This is a genomic window from Exiguobacterium sp. s16 (assembly GCF_018618115.1).
Lineage (GTDB): Bacteria > Bacillota > Bacilli > Exiguobacteriales > Exiguobacteriaceae > Exiguobacterium > Exiguobacterium mexicanum_A.
Window position 1 is genome coordinate 14,474 of the sequence record NZ_JACSLM010000007.1, and the last position, 16,051, is coordinate 30,524.

Below are 16,051 nucleotides of genomic sequence, written 5' to 3' on the forward strand. Positions count from 1 at the left end.
GCTGAGGATTTCCCACGCCTCTGGAGCTTGCCGACTAACCAAGTCGCAGCTGAGGATTTCCCACGCCTCTGGAGCTTGCCGACTAACCAAGTCGCAGCTGAGGATTTCCCACGCCTCTGGAGCTTGCCGACTAACCAAGTCGCAGCCGAGGATTTCCCACGCCTCTGGAGCTTGCCGACTAACCAAGTCGCAGCTGAGGATTTCCCACGCCTCTGGAGCTTGCCGACTAACCAAGTCGCAGCTGAGGATTTCCCACGCCTCTGGAGCTTGCCGACTAACCAAGTCGCTTCTAAAGACTCTTCACCTCTCGCCTAATCCTTTAAAAGAGACGCCCTTGCGCGTCTCTTTTTTATTTCCGAATCCCTGGAAATAAACTTTTAGAAAAAAAGTAAAACAATTTACATATTAACCTCCATTTTTTTCTTGTTTACTTATATAATAACGGAGACATGATGACGATTTCATTTCACAGCTATTTCATATGAACGACGAATAAAGGAGCGGATCTCGATTGAACCGAACGAAACCATCTTGGAACTTGAAACTGTTGCTTAGCTCTTCCCTTGTCATTGGTGGCATGGCCATCGCCCCATTCGACTTGACGCCGAACGGTTTCGAATCGAGCCGTGTCGAAGCTGCCTCGACCTACACGACGACAGCTAACTTGAACCTTCGTTTGAGTGCCGCCACTTGGAGTCCGATTCTTTTAACGATTCCATCCGGGGCGTCCGTCAAATATGTCAGCACGTACGGCTCTTGGTACAAAGTCAGTTACGGCGGAAAGACCGGCTATGTCGCTTCGCAGTACGTAAAAGTATCGAGTGCGTCGACGATGACGCCGAGCTCAGCCTCGTACTACAAAACGACAGTCAATTTGAACATGCGATTGACGGCAGCCTCATGGAGCACGGTATTGATGACCATCCCGAACGGTGCCACTGTCAAGTACGTCAGCCGCTACGGCTCTTGGTATAAGGTCAGCTACAATGGGAAAACGGGCTATGTGGCTTCCCAGTACTTATCAGCCACAGGAGCCCCGACCACGACGACATCGACAACCTCCTACCAAACGACGGTCAACTTGAACATGCGTTTGACGGCTGCCTCGTGGAGCAAGGTATTAATGACCATCCCGAACGGCTCGACCGTCAAGTATGTCAGCAAGTACGGCTCTTGGTATAAGGTCAGTTACGGTGGGAAGACGGGCTACGTCGCTTCCCAGTATTTGAAACCAGCCACGACGACGACACCGACGACGTCCACGGGTACGGGACGTACGATTGTGATCGATGCCGGACACGGTGGAAACGACCCTGGAGCTGTCTACGGCTCATCTTACGAAAAAGTGATTGCGTTCGACATTGCCGCACGTCTCGCGAGTACGCTCTCGAATACATATGGCTATAACGCACGGATGACACGCACGAACGATGTCTACTTGTCGCTCGCACAACGCGTCGAATTGACGAAGTCGTATAAAGGCAGCGCCTTTGTCAGCATTCACAACAACTCTTCGACGAATACGTCTTACCACGGTCATGAAGTACTCGTGCCGACCGGAGAAAGCTATACGACGAACCCATACATCTCGGCTAGCCGGAGTCTAGGAGCGGCCATCAACCGTGAACTCGGTGCCCGTATCCCGACAATCCGTAACCGTGGCGTGAAGTATCAAAACGTTTACGTAGTCGGAAAGAACAGCGTCCCTTCGACACTCGTCGAATACGGGTTCATCAGCAACGCGAACGACCGCTCGCATTTGACGAGCACCACTTACCGGCAACGGATGGCAGACGCCACCGCTTCTGGGATTCATCAATTCATGAGCACTTATAAATAAGCAAGAGACCTGACCGCATATGCGAATCAGGTCTCTTTTTCTGTAGTCGTGCAACGCCAAATCTTATGCGGTGCGCCAGGTCCCCAGTAATGGTCAAGCGTCAACGTCGGCGGCCCGAGCCGCTTTTCCCAATAAGCTTGAGACGTCGGGAAGCCAGCATCCAAGTAAAACGCCGTCTGTCCGTTCGCTGACAATTGTCGTTTGATGTTCTCAATCAAGAAGTGACCTACCCCTTGACGTTGGGACGTAGGCGACACATACATGCAACCGACTTCTGGCGTGTTCGGTTCGACGTCGATATGGGCAGTAATGATGTCATTGGGAGGTAAAATCGCCGCTGTGCCCACGATGACGCCGTCTTTTACGACAACGAAAATTTGAACGGACTCGTCCTCGAAACTGTCCTGAACGGTCGTGTTCAATCGCTCTACTTCTTCATCCAATAGATCGGCATCCTCAAACTGTTCTCGCCGAATCAAGTCACTCAGACTCTCCATGAACAGTCGTTGGAGCGGTTTGACGTCTTCGCGGTCAAGCGGGCGAAAGTTCAATGTCTCCACTTCCCTCTAGTCCTGAATTGTACGTGCTAGTCTTTACCCGCGTCCCGATGGGGGGTAACGTTCGCTTGATGCGATCCTTCGACCGCTTCGAGTTGCTCGAGGTGATCATAACCGAGATGGCCGTGCGTCTGCCAGACGAGGATGATCGCGGTCGTAAGGAGTAACAGCGTCAAGTGAAGAAATCCAATCGGGAACGCGCCCGGTTCAATTAACGGAACGAGCGTGAACGAGACGTTGAACATCGTGTGCAATAAGAACACAGACCATAAGTTCATCGTCGTGACGTTATAGAGCCACGAAATGATAAACGTGAACGCCAGAATTGCCGAGCCATACGCCCAAAACGGGATCAATGACTGCCCCGTCCCCTCCATGAAGAAGAGCGGAATATGCCAGCCAGCCCAGATGACGCCGACGAACAGGCTCGCCTTGACGGGCGTGACTTTCAGTTGAAACGCATCGAGCAAATATCCGCGCCAACCGTACTCTTCTTGGATTGTTCCCCCAAGGAACAACATGTAGAGGAAATAAGGAACAACGAGCCATGGACGTTCCAGTAACGACGCGCTATCGGCATCAGACCACCAATAAGCAATCAAAAACAACATAGGCAGGAACAAGAGGCCGAACGCGTAATAGCGAACGGACATCTTCCACTCAAACCCTCGCTTCCAAAGCGTCTTCACTCCTAACCAGCCATTCTCTCGGAACGCCATATAGCTCCCCGCCAGGCTTGGACCGAATGCCCCAATCACGACAATCACCTGGATCGGTAATCCGGTCCACATATACAGCCCCCACCACGCCAGCCATGAGAACCCGAACGCGATGAGGAGAAACAGAATGATTTCTTTTTTGGTCGGAATCAACGCGTCCCCCTCCTTCTACACGTAGTTTACCCGCTTTCTGCCTGGCTTCCCTATTTCACGCAAAAAATATTTTCAACAAGTGAAGCAAAATGATAGGTGGGCTTTTGTTTTGCGGGGTATAATTAGAATTACTATAAAAAATACATTCCTTAGCGAGGTACACATGGAACCAGTAGTCGAACACTCGATGAGTCATAATGTTTTTCTTGTGATTCTGTCTTATATTATCGCCGCCGTTTCTGCATACGCCGCCATCGAGCTGGCACGGCGTGTCAATTCAGCGAACCGTTCCGTCCAGAACGTGTGGATCTTAGCTGGAGGTGCGACGCTCGGTCTCGGGATATGGTCGATGCATTTTATCGCCATGCTCGCGCATGAGGCGTTGCGACCGGTCACGTATTCGATCCCGCTCGTCCTATTTTCAGTCATCATTGCCATGGCCGGCTGTATTTTCGGCTTCTTGATCGTCTCGCGTCGCACGACCCGCCCCGCTTTGATCGGTGCCGGGGTTGTGATGGGCGGCAGTATCGCGAGCATGCATTATGTCGGCATGGCCGCCCTGCAAGGTGTAGTGACTTCGTATAATCCATGGCTTGCGGCGTTATCGATTCTGATTGCGATTGGCGCCTCGCTCGTCGCCCTCTGGATTGGTTTCTTCTCGAAGTACGCCAAGCAAAAGATTGATCTCGAATTGAAAGTATTCTTCTCGTTGCTGATGGGCATCGCCATCTTCGGCATGCACTTCGTCGGGATGCTAGCCGCTTCGTTCACGTTCATCGAGACGGATCGTCCGTTCGCCAATGCGATCGAGCCATCGTTACTCGCATGGCTCGTCACGGCGATCACGATTCTCTTGTTCGCGATTTTCTTCCTGTCGCTCACGCTCGATCGTCACCTTCGTAAACGAGAGTTCATTCAAGCGACGATTCTTGAGTCGACGACGGATGCCGTCGTCACGACGACGAAAGATGGAATGATCCAATATGCGAACATGGCGTTCTATCGCTTGTTTGACGAAATCGAAGAAGATGCTTTTTTCCAAGACTATCATCCGTCGCTCACGATCAATCAACCGTTTTATGAACCACGGCGCATTGACATCGATGACCGAACGATCGAAGTGACGAGTTACCCACTCAAAGGCGAAACGATGGACCAGATGCTTTGGTTCCTCCGTGACGTCTCAGAAACGATCGCCTCACAGCGTCTCGTCGAACATATGGCGTACCACGACACGCTCACGGATTTGCCGAACCGGCACAAGCTCGAACGTATTCTCGCCGAACATATTCAAATCGAGGACCCGGTCGCTTGTCTCTACATCGACATCGACCGGTGGCGTTTCTTGAGTGACATGCTCGGGCATCACGGCTCGGACGAACTGACGATGCAAATCGCTGAGCGTCTGCAAGTGACCATTCACCCGGATGACATTTTGACTCGCGTCGGTTCATCCGAATTCATCATCTTGCTGTTTGATAAGCGGAGCACGCTCGCCAAACAGAAAGCCGAGAAGTGTATCAAGGCGATCTCGCAACCGTTCGATATCGACGGGACGACCGTCGAACTGACGATGAGCGCCGGCATCAGTCATTATCCGAAAGATACGAAGTCGGCCGAGGAGCTCGTGCAATACGCACGCCTCGCCGTCCACGAGTCGAAACGGACCGGTAAGAATCAAATTAAAGAATTCGAAGACGAGTCGAAGCATCAAATCCTTCGTACCGTCGAAATCGAAAAGGCGCTCGCGCAGGCGCTCGACCGAAATGAGTTTTCACTCGTGTACCAGCCGAAAGTGTCACTTACGCAAAATCGACTCGAAGGCGTTGAGGCGCTCCTGCGTTGGAACAACCGCGAGCTCGGTCACGTGTCACCGACAGACTTCATTCCAATCGCGGAGAACACCGGCCTGATTCACTCAATCGGCAGTTGGGTCATGCGTGAATCATGCCGAGCCTGGGTGCGCTGGAAGAAGTCTGGTGTGAAACCATTCACCCTTTCGGTCAATGTCTCCCCGCTCCAGTTCGCGCGTGAGGATTTTGTCGAGTCGCTCCAGGCCATCTTGGATGAGACCGGGATGGACCCAATGTTCCTCGAGCTCGAGGTGACGGAGTCGTCGATGCTGTCATACGAGGCGTCGACACGGGAGAAACTTGCCCAGCTCCATCAGTTCGGCATCTTGATCTCGCTCGACGATTTCGGGACCGGCTACTCATCGTTCCGTCAATTGCGGGAGCTCCCGGTCCAAGTGTTGAAAATCGACCGGTCGTTCATCGTCAACTTGTTCACGGACCGGAACCAGGAAGCCATCGTCCGTTCGATGATCCAGCTCGGCCATAACCTTAATATGAAAGTGCTCATGGAAGGCGTCGAGACGTCGGATCAACTCGAATGGTTGCTGAACGAACAGTGTGATTACGTTCAAGGTTATTACTTCAGTCGTCCCCTTCGTGAGAAGGACGTCGTGAAGCACGTCAAATCGGTCACCACTTATATTGAGTTCGGGAAGACCCGAGCTTGAGGAGACTGCAGCCCCTGCGCTGCAGTCTTTTTGTATGCCAAAAATCTCCCATGCCACTCGGGCACAGGAGATTCGATTTACGAGACTTGCGCTTTTTCTTGTTCGCGAATCAAGTGATATTGTTCGAGGATCAACTTCGTCAGCGTATCGTCCTCATGCAATTGAAGATATTTTTCCACCGTCGAGACGATGCCATCTTCTTCGATGGACACATAAAGTTCAGAAGATTCTGAATCCTCAGGGTTGTAATAGGTCAAGGCAGCCGCGATCCCGTAGGCCAGTTCATTCGGTTCGATGCCGTTGTCGATCAGTTCGCGGGCCGGTTTGACGAGCCGGTCACTCGGTCCGAGCTTCCGAATCGGTGAGCGGGCGACGCGTGAGACTTCATCTTTCAACTTCGGATTCTCGAACCGCTTGATGATCTTTTGAATGTATTGGCTATGTTCTTTCGCCTCGAACCCGTACTTCTCGAGGAGAAGCCAACCGGTCTCATACAAGGCACCTTGTACGACTTGACGGACACGGCGGTCTTTCAGCGCTTCGTCGATCGTCGCTTTCCCGAACAAGGAACCGATGTACGACGCGATGGCGTGGCCGGTGTTGACCGTGAACAGCTTCCGCTCGATGTATGGCCCAATCTCGTCGACCCACGTCACACCTTGAAGCGGGGGCCGCTCGGCCAATCCTTTCGTCTCGATGACCCACTCGTAAAACGTCTCGACCTCGACGAATAGCGGGTCCGCGTGTTGCTGCAGCGGAACGATCCGGTCGACGGCCGCATTCGGGAACGAGGCATTGGCCGTCCCGATACCACCTGACGCTTCGATCGCTTGATGAAGTGACGCGCTACCACCGATCATGTTCTCGCAAGCAATCACATAAACGGGTGCCGATGTCTCTCGTTCACGAAGCCCTTCGCTGATGAGGGGCGCGACTCTCGGTAGCAGCGTCGGTCCGACCGCGGTCGTGACGAGATCGGCCTCGGCGATGAGGGCGATGACGCGTTCCGGGTCGGTCAAACTGTTGACGCCGCGGACCCGATCGACGACGACGTTGTCGACACCTTCTTCGGCAAATCCGACTTCATAGAACCGTTTGTCTTCTAACGCCTGGATGACGGTATCATTGATATCGACGAACGTGACCTCGTAGCCGCTCTGATTAAGCAACAATCCGATAAACCCACGTCCGATATTCCCTGCTCCGAAATGTACGGCTTTCATTACGCCACCTCTTCCATGAATAACGACAAAATCTCTTCCTTCGTCTTCGCCTGTACAAGACGCTCGACATTATCCTCATCTGAACAGATGACTGCGATTTGGGACAGTAGTTCCAAATGTTCATCATCCACACCGGCAATCCCGATGACAAGTTTCGCCGTCTGGCCACCGAAATCGACGCCGGCCGGCACTTGAAGGATGGAAATCCCCGTCTTTTGAACGGCGGATTTCGCTTCCTCAGTCCCGTGCGGAATCGCGACTTGGTTCCCGATATAAACGCTTGATAGCGCTTGACGTGCATGCATCGCTTGGACGTAAGCCGGAGACACGCATCCGGCTGCTTCTAACACTTCACCGGCTGCGTCGATCGCTTCGGCCGACGTGTTGAACGATTGGTTGAGTCGAATCATCTCTGTCTGAATGAATGGCATTTTAGTTCCTCCTATACCTTAAACCTTTGTCTCTGTCTGTTGTGTTATGAGATTTTGCTGCGTTCTGCTTTGATTTCTTCAATCAATTGATCGTAGTAGTCGGCGTTCAAGAAGTTCGTGACCGAACGGTGAATCGCATCCGGCACTTGTGCCTCGGCCCGGTCCGTCAAATCCTCATGGGTGATGATGAATTGAGCGTCTTTCGGCAATTGACTGATTGACGTGTTCGTGACTTTGATCGGCAAATTCGCCTTGTTCACTTTATTACGAAGTACCGAGGCGCCCATCGCGCTCGAACCCATCCCGGCGTCACAAGCGAAGATGATGTGATCGACTTTATCGAGACGGTCGTGAACGAGAGCTGACGCATACGACTGTTTGCCTTTCATCGCGCTGACGTTTTGTGTCGCTTCTTCAAGTGACACTTCTTCTGCCGCGCTCGATTTCAAGATGACGCTGGCCACGGCGAACGTGACCGCTGCCGACAAGAGAATCCCTGTGACGAGCCCGAGGTACGAACCGCGTGAAGCCATCGCGAGGATTGCGAAGATACTACCTGGTGACGCTGGTGCGACGAGACCGACATCGAATAAGACGAATGTGAAGACCCCTGTTGCGCCCCCTGCGATCATCGCAAGGATCAAGATTGGTTTCATCAAGACGTATGGGAAGTAAATCTCGTGAATCCCACCGAGGAAGTGAATGATCGCTGCCCCTGGTGCCGTCCGTTTGGCCGCGCCTTTAGCGAACACCATGTAAGCGAGCAGCAAACCAAGACCTGGTCCCGGGTTTGCCTCAAGTAAGAACAAGACCGATTTCCCGGCGTCCGCCACTTGATCGACACCGAGCGGGCTCAAGATCCCGTGGTTGATGGCGTTGTTCAAGAACAAGATTTTCGCTGGTTCGATGAATAGACTGGCGATTGGCAACAGCTTTGCGCCGACGATCCAGTCGACACCGGCTGCCATGACTTTATCAAGGCCGCTCATGATCGGACCGAACACTTCGAAGCCACCGATCATGAGAAGACCACCGATGATACCGACCGAGAAGTTGTTGACGAGCATTTCGAATCCAGCTTTGACCTTGCCTTCGATGAGGCGGTCAAACTGTTTAATGACATATCCACCGAGTGGACCCATGATCATCGCACCAAGGAACATCGGAATGTCCGTCCCGACGATGACCCCCATCGTGGCGAGTACCCCGACGACTCCGCCTCGTACGTCATGAATCAACTTACCGCCGGTGAACCCGATCAAGAGCGGTAACAGATACGTGATCGTCGGACCGACAAGTTCTGCTAATTTTTCATTCGGCCACCAGCCCGTTGGAATGAAGAGGGCGGTGATGATCCCCCAGGCGATGAAGGCGCCGATGTTTGGCATGACCATTCCGCTCAGGAAACTCCCGAACCGTTGTACTTTGACTCGAACCCCGCCCGAGCCAGCTTGCGCATTCGCCATGTATAAAACCTCCAGTCGATTATTGTGAAAGGTAGATTGTTGTAGTGTAGCTAACCGGTTTGTGCTCTACACTCGTATTGTAGTCTCAGCGTAAGCGCTTTCTCAATTCAATCCAGTTCATACTTTGGCAACATTCTGTGCCAAATAAAAAAATGACCACGGCGGGTCATTTCTCGTGCAACGTGTCTTGAATCATTTTCTTCATACATTCATGAAGCAAGAGACGCAGTTCTTTCTTTGAACCGTTACTGTATAAGTTCATATGTTGTTCGCTCTCAATCAACGATCCACTGACGGCACTGAGGAACTGGAGTTCGACGTCCTCTGCCTCTTCGGGTGCGAGCAGGACGAGCAGACGCGATACCGGTTCGGTCGATTGGTCCATCATGAGGAGCGGGATCGATTGATTCAAGTCGAAAGCGAATACACTCGCTCGTTCAATCGAGGCGTGACGCCCATGGAACAAGGCCAGTTTCGTGCCCGGGATCCCAAGCCCCGCCACTTCATGACGCCGGAGCAGTTGGGCCGATAACTGGATGCCGCTTTGGACAAGTCCACGTTCTTCTAGATGCGTCCCGATATCGAGCAAGATGTCTTCCAATCGGTCGCTATTATCGAGCGTGACGAGATCGAACTGCCGGTCCATCCGTTCGAACGTCTCGACGAGGGCACCGAGTTCATTGAAGTCGAGCATCGTCGAGTGGCTCTTCTCTTTCGTCTGGAACGACTGTGGGAGCGATAACAGCAAGTGGCGGACGCGTTGCACTTCTTCGTTCGTCAAGAGCGGGTTGACGATGAGCGTCGGCACCGATAACGGCGGCAACGGCACGGTCGACAAAATGACGTCATAGTCGTCGAGTCGATGCTGTTCGAGACCGAACAACGACGAGTTGACGACATCCTGCATCTCTGGAAACTCTTGTTTGACCCGGTTGACGAGCATCTTCGAAGAGCCGAGACCCGCCGAACAGACGACGAGGGCTCGATATTCCCGACGCCGTACCGGCTTGACGAGCGCGGCGGCGAAATGCATCGCCCAAAACACCGTCTCTTCTTCCGTGAACGTATTCGTCCCGAAGACAATATCGGCCGCCTGTTGAATCGCCGAACGTAAATGTGGATAGTCACGGTCGATGTGCGGACGAACCGTATCCGTATCCGGAAGGGCTTGGGTGTTCATACTCGATAAGATATGGGCCAGCAGTCCTTTTTCGAGCGCGGCATCGTCCGTGAAGGCGAATCCGTGAATCAGTGAAACGTGATGGATGAGCTTATGGACACGGATCTGCATGACCCAACGCTCTTCCTCATCTTCTTTCATCTGTTCCTTCAATGACCGGAGCCGGTTCGCTTCTTCAGCGAACCAGACCCGCTCCGCCATCGAGAACGGCGTCCCGAGGGCCGTCTCCATATCAGACGCGACTTTCAAGTAATCGTCCGAACGGCCTTTCGTATACATCTCGAGGAAGAAGCCGGCGTCCAGACGGGCTTGTTGCACGCCATAGGCGAACGTCACCCGCATGATGGTCCGATCGTCCATCCGCTCATACGGATGTTCCTTCAAATAGTCATAACCGTCACGAAGCGCCTCGAGCATAACGTCACACGGGACGGTCTTCAAAAAGGTCGGGATGTAGTCATCCTCCCCGCGCACGAAGCGATAGAACGCGAGTGTGTCCCAATGAGCGAGCAGCGCATTGATCATCAGCTTCCGCTTCTCGGCTTCGAGGCCGAGCACCCGCGCGCCAACCCCTTTCTTCCGTTCGACTTCGAGGTGGTACTCGTCGAACCAACGATCGAGTTTCTCAAGGTCTTGTGTGAGCGTGCTCGGAGAGACGTGCATCTGTTTCGCGACCGCCTGCAGCTTGAGCGTGTCTTTTTCAAATAGAAGCCGCCAGGCGAGTTCGAAGATACGGTCCTCGGCCGTCGGAATCGCCTCGGCCGACAAAATCAAGTCTTCGCGCAACTGTTGCTTCGCATCGGAACGACCGATGAGACTGAGGCCGTGCCCGCGCTGCCAAGCGAGCTCCAATTCGAACTCGCGCAAGATGCCTTCGAGCAGTTGACGCTCCCGTTGAATCGTCCGCTCAGACAAATTGACCGCTTGCGCGATCTCCGCGAGCGGTGTCGATGTCTCCGTTGCCAATAGATGTAGTAAAATCGAGCGCTCCCGGGCGCTCCACTCATGTTTCATATCCATTCACCCATTCCTCGACGAGTTGTCGATATTCCGTGAGCGATAACATGTGTCTGACCGAGCGAACGTGCGCGGTCGGATGATCGACCGTCTCCGTCCCGGCTTGATAGATAATCCAATCCACGTCTTTGGGGATGTCCCGATACGTGCCGTGTTGAATCACACACGACAATTTTCCCGAACACGCTTCAGCAAACAGCTTCGCCGCCATCGCGCTCGTGACGAACCCGCATGGACAGGCAATATATACGTTCATGTCAGACCTTCTTTCATCGCTTATCTTTATCTAACCATACGATGCAACCGCTTACTCCACCTACTATTTTGCTTGTTGGCAAAGATATCGGCAAGCAGTAAAAAGCATCTTTCCTCAATCGGAAAGATGCTGTGTCTAAAGTTAGGCGGTCTTCAAGCGATTCCGTGCATGAATCGACTTCATGACGGCACGGGCAATCGGTTGGGCGAACAATAACTCGATCCAGAACGCGATACCAAAATTACGGAACCACGTCGGGAAGAAGTGTTGCAACGTATCAAAATTGATCTCCCCCATCCCGATCCACGGTCCGATGATCGTCATGAACAATGAGATTAGCGAGACGTTCAACACGATGTTCAATAAGATACGGGCGTTAAAGCCATCCATTTCTCCGGCAAATCGTTTGAATAGCATCCCGGCTGCCGGTTTGACGATGAAGCGAATCAAGATCATGAGCGCGATCCAGGCGAACGGGATGATTTTGAGCGTGTCGATATAATGGGCGACGCTAAAGCCGCGTTCCATCCCGACGATGATCGGCGCGATCGTGTTCACGGACAAAATCGAAATAATCAGCATGAACAAGACGCCTTCTTTTGGACTTTGAGGTAATCGGTCTTCTTGGTGCATAAGTAAGCCTCCATACAACATATGATTTCAGAGGGTAGACGTATCTTGTGACATATATTTTCGGTCTATGACCAATATCTCTACAAACTGATTGTCATAGTGTAGCAAGTTGGAGGCCTGCTTCGTAAGCATTATTTTTTTAAATTATTCAACCGTCACCGATTTCGCCAAGTTGCGCGGCTTATCGACGTCACAGCCACGTGCGAGCGCGGCATAATACGCCATGAGTTGAACCGGTAACACCGTGATGAGCGGGGCGAGGATCGGTTCGACGTGCGGCAAGATGAACTCATCGTTCTCGTGCTCGACCCCTTGCATCGAGATGATACACGCGTTCGCACCACGGGCGACGACTTCTTTGACGTTGCCGCGGATGTTCAAGTTCGTCTTCGGTTGCGAGATGAGTGCGATGACCGGTGTGCCGTCTTCAATCAAGGCGATCGAACCGTGCTTGAGTTCGCCACCCGGATACCCTTCCGCTTGGATATACGAAATCTCTTTTACTTTGAGCGCGCCTTCGAGACAGACCGATGCATCGAGTCCGCGTCCGATGAAGAACGTGTTCGGCGTCGTCTTCAAGTAACGGTCCGACAAATCTTCAAACAGTTCTTTTTGCGACATGATCGAGTCCATGATCGTCGCGACACGCGCGAGTTCCGGCATCAACTCGAACGGCAAGTCTTTCCCGTTCGCGCGAGCGATGTCGTAGGCGAGAATCGCGAGCACGGCGATTTGGGCCGTGTACGCTTTCGTCGACGCGACCGCAATTTCCGGGCCGGCGTGGAGGAGCATCGTTTCGTTCGCTTCACGCGAGAGCGTCGATCCTGGCACGTTCGTCATCGTGAGTGCCTTGTAGCCGCGCTTCTTCACTTCGACGAGGACGGCCCGGCTGTCGGCCGTCTCTCCAGACTGTGACAAGAAGACGAAGAGCGGACGTGAACTTAAGAGCGGCATATTGTAGCCAAACTCTGACGAGACGTGGACCTCGGTCGGGATGCCGGCAATTCGCTCAAGGATGTCTTTTCCGACGAGCCCAGCGTTATAACTCGTGCCACAGGCGACGATATAGATGCGGTCCGCTTCCGAGACGAGCGAGCGCACGCCTTCCGTGAGCTCGATGTCACCGTTCTCGTTCTGGTAGTGCTGGATGATGTTGCGGATGACGGCCGGTTGCTCGTCCATCTCTTTCAACATGTAGTGCGCGTACGTGCCTTTCTCGATGTCTGACGCATCGATCTCGGCCGTGTACGGGGCACGTTCGAGGACGTCGCCGTCGAGTGTCTTGATCGTCGCCGATTCGCGCGTCAAGATGACGATCTCGCCGTCGTGGAGCTCGAGGTACTGGTCCGTCACTTGGAGCATCGCCATCGCGTCAGACGCCACGACGTTGAACGTGCCGTCGCCAAGTCCGACGAGGAGCGGTGACTTGTTCTTGCCGATATAGAGGCGTTCTTTATCCTCCGAGTCGATCATCGCGATCGCGTACGAGCCGTGGAGCTCAGACAACGTCTTGCGGAACGCTGCCTCGACGTCGCCGAGTTCGACGAAGTTCTTCTCCATCAACTGGACGATGACTTCCGTGTCCGTCTCCGAGAGGAACGGCACGTCGAGTGTCGCCTTGATCTGTTCGTCGTTCTCGATGACACCGTTGTGGACGAGCGTGAAGCGGCCCGTCGTGCTCTGGTGCGGGTGGGCGTTCGGCACGCTCGGCACGCCGTGTGTCGCCCAACGTGTGTGACCGATGCCGATGGCGCCTTCCGCTTCGACCGGTACGATGTCACGAAGTGCGGCGATGCGACCGACTTCTTTGAACACATGGACATCATCACCGACGAGCGCGATTCCAGCTGAGTCATAGCCTCGATACTCGAGCTTCTCCAACCCTTTTAATAAAATCTCTTTCGTTCCGACTTGACCAATCATTCCTACAATTCCACACATACAAAAATCTCCTCTATATTCGATTTCTCGAAAAAGGAAACGGGCTTTTTAGAGTGCTGTCAACGTGTTCCTCGTTGTCCGTCCGGTCACCCCAACGTTTTAAAAGAACACTTGTAGTCGTGACAGGCGACTAGGAGGCATCCGCCGAAAACTCGATAACCCCCAACCTCGTCAACTCCGAAGAGTTCTGGCGCTTTTCCCTTCATAGCTGGCCGTTTCTCCAGATACCCTTTCATGCTAGCCGGTCTCGATTGAATCCGAAAGTGTTTATGTCACAACAAAATCCGATACTTTTTTACTGTTCATGTAAAAGTCACCACTTTCACTAAAAAGCTACTTTTTTGAACAGGCTTGTCCCGGCGAGCTCGTTCGGGCATGATGGAAGTATCTATTAGATGGAGTGGAGGAATGGCTATGAATATCGTCTTTCTCGTCATCGGTATCATCTTATCGACCGCATCCAAATGGCTGCAAATTGAAGGACAGAGTGAACTTGGCGATTTTCTCGTGTTTCCGGCCGCCTTTTTCTTGGCGCTCGCACTCTTGTTCAGCTTCCCGTTCTTTAAAGAATGGTGGGACGACCCGTCGCTTCGTCCGAAAGCGTATCGCTTTGCCGGACTTGCTGCCGGCGGTGTCTTATCGTTTCAGCTCTTCGCTTGGCTTCTATTCGGACAAGGCGAGTGGATTGGGAGTTCCTTCTTGATTCCGTTCCTCATCTGCCTCTACTTCGTCATCCGTACGTTTAAATGAAAAAAGGGGAGCGCCTAAGCGTTCCCCCTTTTTTAAGAGATGTGGATGTCGAGTAGGACCCCATAATGATCACTCGGCAGCACGTCGGTGATCGAATCGGACGTCTTTCCAAACACGTCCACGTTCGAGATGAAGGGGACGTTCCCTTCGTCGTGACGCCATAACATCCAATCGTAGCGTGCTGGTTGTTTCTGCAAAGAATCCTGCTTCAAATACGGATTGTGTCCATAATCCAGCGTGGGCTCATCCCCACCACGACCACACATGGCGACATCGATCCAACGATGTGCGGTCAAATCACGATAGATTTCCGACTGCGGATTGTCATTGAAGTCACCACATAGCAACTCGTAACGTTCTCCCCCACCGATCCACTCGCGAACCGCTCGCACTTGCGCTTCCCGAATGACCGGCGACCGCCAATTCAGATGGACGTTCGTCAATCCGAACGCGTGACCTCCTGCTTGAAACGTCACCCGCATCGTACAGTAGTTCGCTTCTTCTACCTCATGGTGCCAAATCGCATCATTCGTATCGAGGGGAATATTACTTAAGACAGCGAGCCCTTCATCGGGTGAGTCCGGATAGGCGAGAAACACGCAAAACGGATAGCCCGTTTCGTTGGCAATCTGCTCTGCCACACTGATGCGTTGCTCCCCTTCCACATGCGTTTTGACTTCTTGAAACGCCAGCACATCGGCGTCAATCATCTTCACTGTGGCACAGATGGACTCGATCCGCTCCGACCATAATGTCGGATTGTTCCAGAGGTTGAACGTCGCAATCCTCATGTACTGGCTCCACTTTGTTGCAAATTTGTCAGCACGAATTGTTCGCTTTCTTGAAGCTGTTGAATCGTCTCACTCAACTCACCGACCGTGTTGTCTAAATAGTAACGGTCCGGTGCACCCGAGCTTAGAAACTCATTCCGCAATATGATGACCCGCTCCCCCATCTGCGCATCGCTCGGCCGGTGTTGATCACGTTGGACGTGAACGTCTTGCTCCGCCCATAAGATGACGTAGCGCACTTCAATACCTTGTTCAATCCAGTGCGCCGTGTAGCGCTTCACATCTTTCCAAAACGCGACCCAATCCACGACGACGTCATAGCTTGCCTCAAGAAAATTATTGGTTAAAGATACGATGTTCTTCCATACCAGGTCGTTCGCCCGCTCCGATTCCCATGGCCTTTCACGACCGGACACCGTCATATGACTGATGTCGTCACCAGACACATATGCACTCTTCTCCATGTCTTGAGCGAGCCGTCTCGCCGTCGTCGACTTTCCGACACCAGCCGGACCTGAAATGATCCATACCTTCCGCTTCATCAATTGTTCCCCCTTCAACATGTAAAAGGAA

At 52.9% G+C, this 16,051-nt stretch carries 15 protein-coding genes; 4 read left to right on the forward strand and 11 right to left on the reverse strand.

From position 1 onward, the window contains the following. Both KNP86_RS12100 and KNP86_RS12105 read left to right on the forward strand, forming a co-directional pair. A partial coding sequence (locus KNP86_RS12100; RefSeq protein WP_214754542.1) for a hypothetical protein occupies positions 1–315 on the forward strand: 315 nt, incomplete at its 5' end. A 196-nt stretch (positions 316–511) separates the two neighbouring features. Then, on the forward strand, positions 512–1,840 hold the full coding sequence (locus KNP86_RS12105; protein WP_214754544.1) for an N-acetylmuramoyl-L-alanine amidase family protein: 1,329 nt from the start codon (positions 512–514) through the stop codon (positions 1,838–1,840). 26 nt (positions 1,841–1,866) lie between these two features. Here KNP86_RS12105 and KNP86_RS12110 read toward each other — a convergent pair whose 3' ends face one another. Both KNP86_RS12110 and KNP86_RS12115 read right to left on the reverse strand, forming a co-directional pair. Beyond that, positions 1,867–2,391 carry a GNAT family N-acetyltransferase gene (locus tag KNP86_RS12110; protein WP_214754546.1) on the reverse strand — a complete coding sequence of 175 codons (525 nt, stop codon included), beginning with the start codon at positions 2,389–2,391 and terminating at the stop codon, positions 1,867–1,869. 35 nt (positions 2,392–2,426) lie between these two features. Continuing rightward, entirely contained in the window at positions 2,427–3,269 is an 843-nt protein-coding gene (locus KNP86_RS12115; RefSeq protein ID WP_214754548.1) for a CPBP family intramembrane glutamic endopeptidase, read from the reverse strand. Positions 3,270–3,432: 163 nt separating this feature from the next. On the opposite strand from KNP86_RS12115, the gene KNP86_RS12120 reads away from it, so the two are divergent. After that, a complete protein-coding gene (locus tag KNP86_RS12120; RefSeq protein WP_251129054.1) occupies positions 3,433–5,790 on the forward strand; it encodes a bifunctional diguanylate cyclase/phosphodiesterase in 2,358 nt (785 codons plus the stop codon). Between the two features lie 77 nt (positions 5,791–5,867). On the opposite strand, the gene KNP86_RS12125 is transcribed toward KNP86_RS12120, so the two are convergent. From KNP86_RS12125 to glmS, 7 genes are all read right to left on the reverse strand, one after another. Continuing rightward, positions 5,868–7,013: a mannitol-1-phosphate 5-dehydrogenase gene (locus KNP86_RS12125; protein WP_214720146.1), complete on the reverse strand. Its 1,146-nt coding sequence runs from the start codon at positions 7,011–7,013 to the stop codon at positions 5,868–5,870. Next, positions 7,013–7,444: a PTS mannitol transporter subunit IIA gene (locus KNP86_RS12130; protein WP_052090290.1), complete on the reverse strand. Its 432-nt coding sequence runs from the start codon at positions 7,442–7,444 to the stop codon at positions 7,013–7,015. The genes KNP86_RS12125 and KNP86_RS12130 overlap by 1 nt, the downstream gene beginning before the upstream one ends. A gap of 44 nt (positions 7,445–7,488) precedes the next feature. After that, on the reverse strand, positions 7,489–8,910 hold the full coding sequence (locus tag KNP86_RS12135) for a PTS mannitol transporter subunit IIBC (protein WP_034781590.1): 1,422 nt from the start codon (positions 8,908–8,910) through the stop codon (positions 7,489–7,491). 166 nt (positions 8,911–9,076) lie between these two features. Next, positions 9,077–11,104 carry a BglG family transcription antiterminator gene (locus KNP86_RS12140; protein WP_214754550.1) on the reverse strand — a complete coding sequence of 676 codons (2,028 nt, stop codon included), beginning with the start codon at positions 11,102–11,104 and terminating at the stop codon, positions 9,077–9,079. Next, positions 11,094–11,363 (reverse strand): PTS sugar transporter subunit IIB, encoded by a 270-nt coding sequence (locus KNP86_RS12145; RefSeq protein ID WP_214754552.1) that lies wholly within the window; start codon positions 11,361–11,363, stop codon positions 11,094–11,096. Before KNP86_RS12145 ends, KNP86_RS12140 begins: the two co-directional genes overlap by 11 nt. A gap of 141 nt (positions 11,364–11,504) precedes the next feature. Then, on the reverse strand, positions 11,505–11,996 hold the full coding sequence (locus tag KNP86_RS12150) for a DUF2798 domain-containing protein (RefSeq protein WP_214754553.1): 492 nt from the start codon (positions 11,994–11,996) through the stop codon (positions 11,505–11,507). A 144-nt stretch (positions 11,997–12,140) separates the two neighbouring features. Beyond that, the gene (gene glmS / locus KNP86_RS12155; RefSeq protein ID WP_214754554.1) at positions 12,141–13,937 is read right to left on the reverse strand and encodes a glutamine--fructose-6-phosphate transaminase (isomerizing); all 1,797 of its coding nucleotides are present in this window, start codon (positions 13,935–13,937) and stop codon (positions 12,141–12,143) included. Between the two features lie 414 nt (positions 13,938–14,351). Between glmS and KNP86_RS12160 the strand changes: the two genes are divergently transcribed. Beyond that, entirely contained in the window at positions 14,352–14,687 is a 336-nt protein-coding gene (locus KNP86_RS12160; RefSeq protein ID WP_214754556.1) for a hypothetical protein, read from the forward strand. A gap of 32 nt (positions 14,688–14,719) precedes the next feature. Here KNP86_RS12160 and KNP86_RS12165 read toward each other — a convergent pair whose 3' ends face one another. Both KNP86_RS12165 and KNP86_RS12170 read right to left on the reverse strand, forming a co-directional pair. Continuing rightward, on the reverse strand, positions 14,720–15,478 hold the full coding sequence (locus KNP86_RS12165) for an endonuclease/exonuclease/phosphatase family protein (RefSeq protein ID WP_214754558.1): 759 nt from the start codon (positions 15,476–15,478) through the stop codon (positions 14,720–14,722). Beyond that, complete coding sequence (locus KNP86_RS12170) at positions 15,475–16,020, reverse strand: P-loop nucleotide/nucleoside kinase family protein (protein ID WP_214754560.1); 546 nt, start codon at positions 16,018–16,020, stop codon at positions 15,475–15,477. The genes KNP86_RS12165 and KNP86_RS12170 overlap by 4 nt, the downstream gene beginning before the upstream one ends. Between the last annotated feature and the right edge of the window lie 31 nt (positions 16,021–16,051).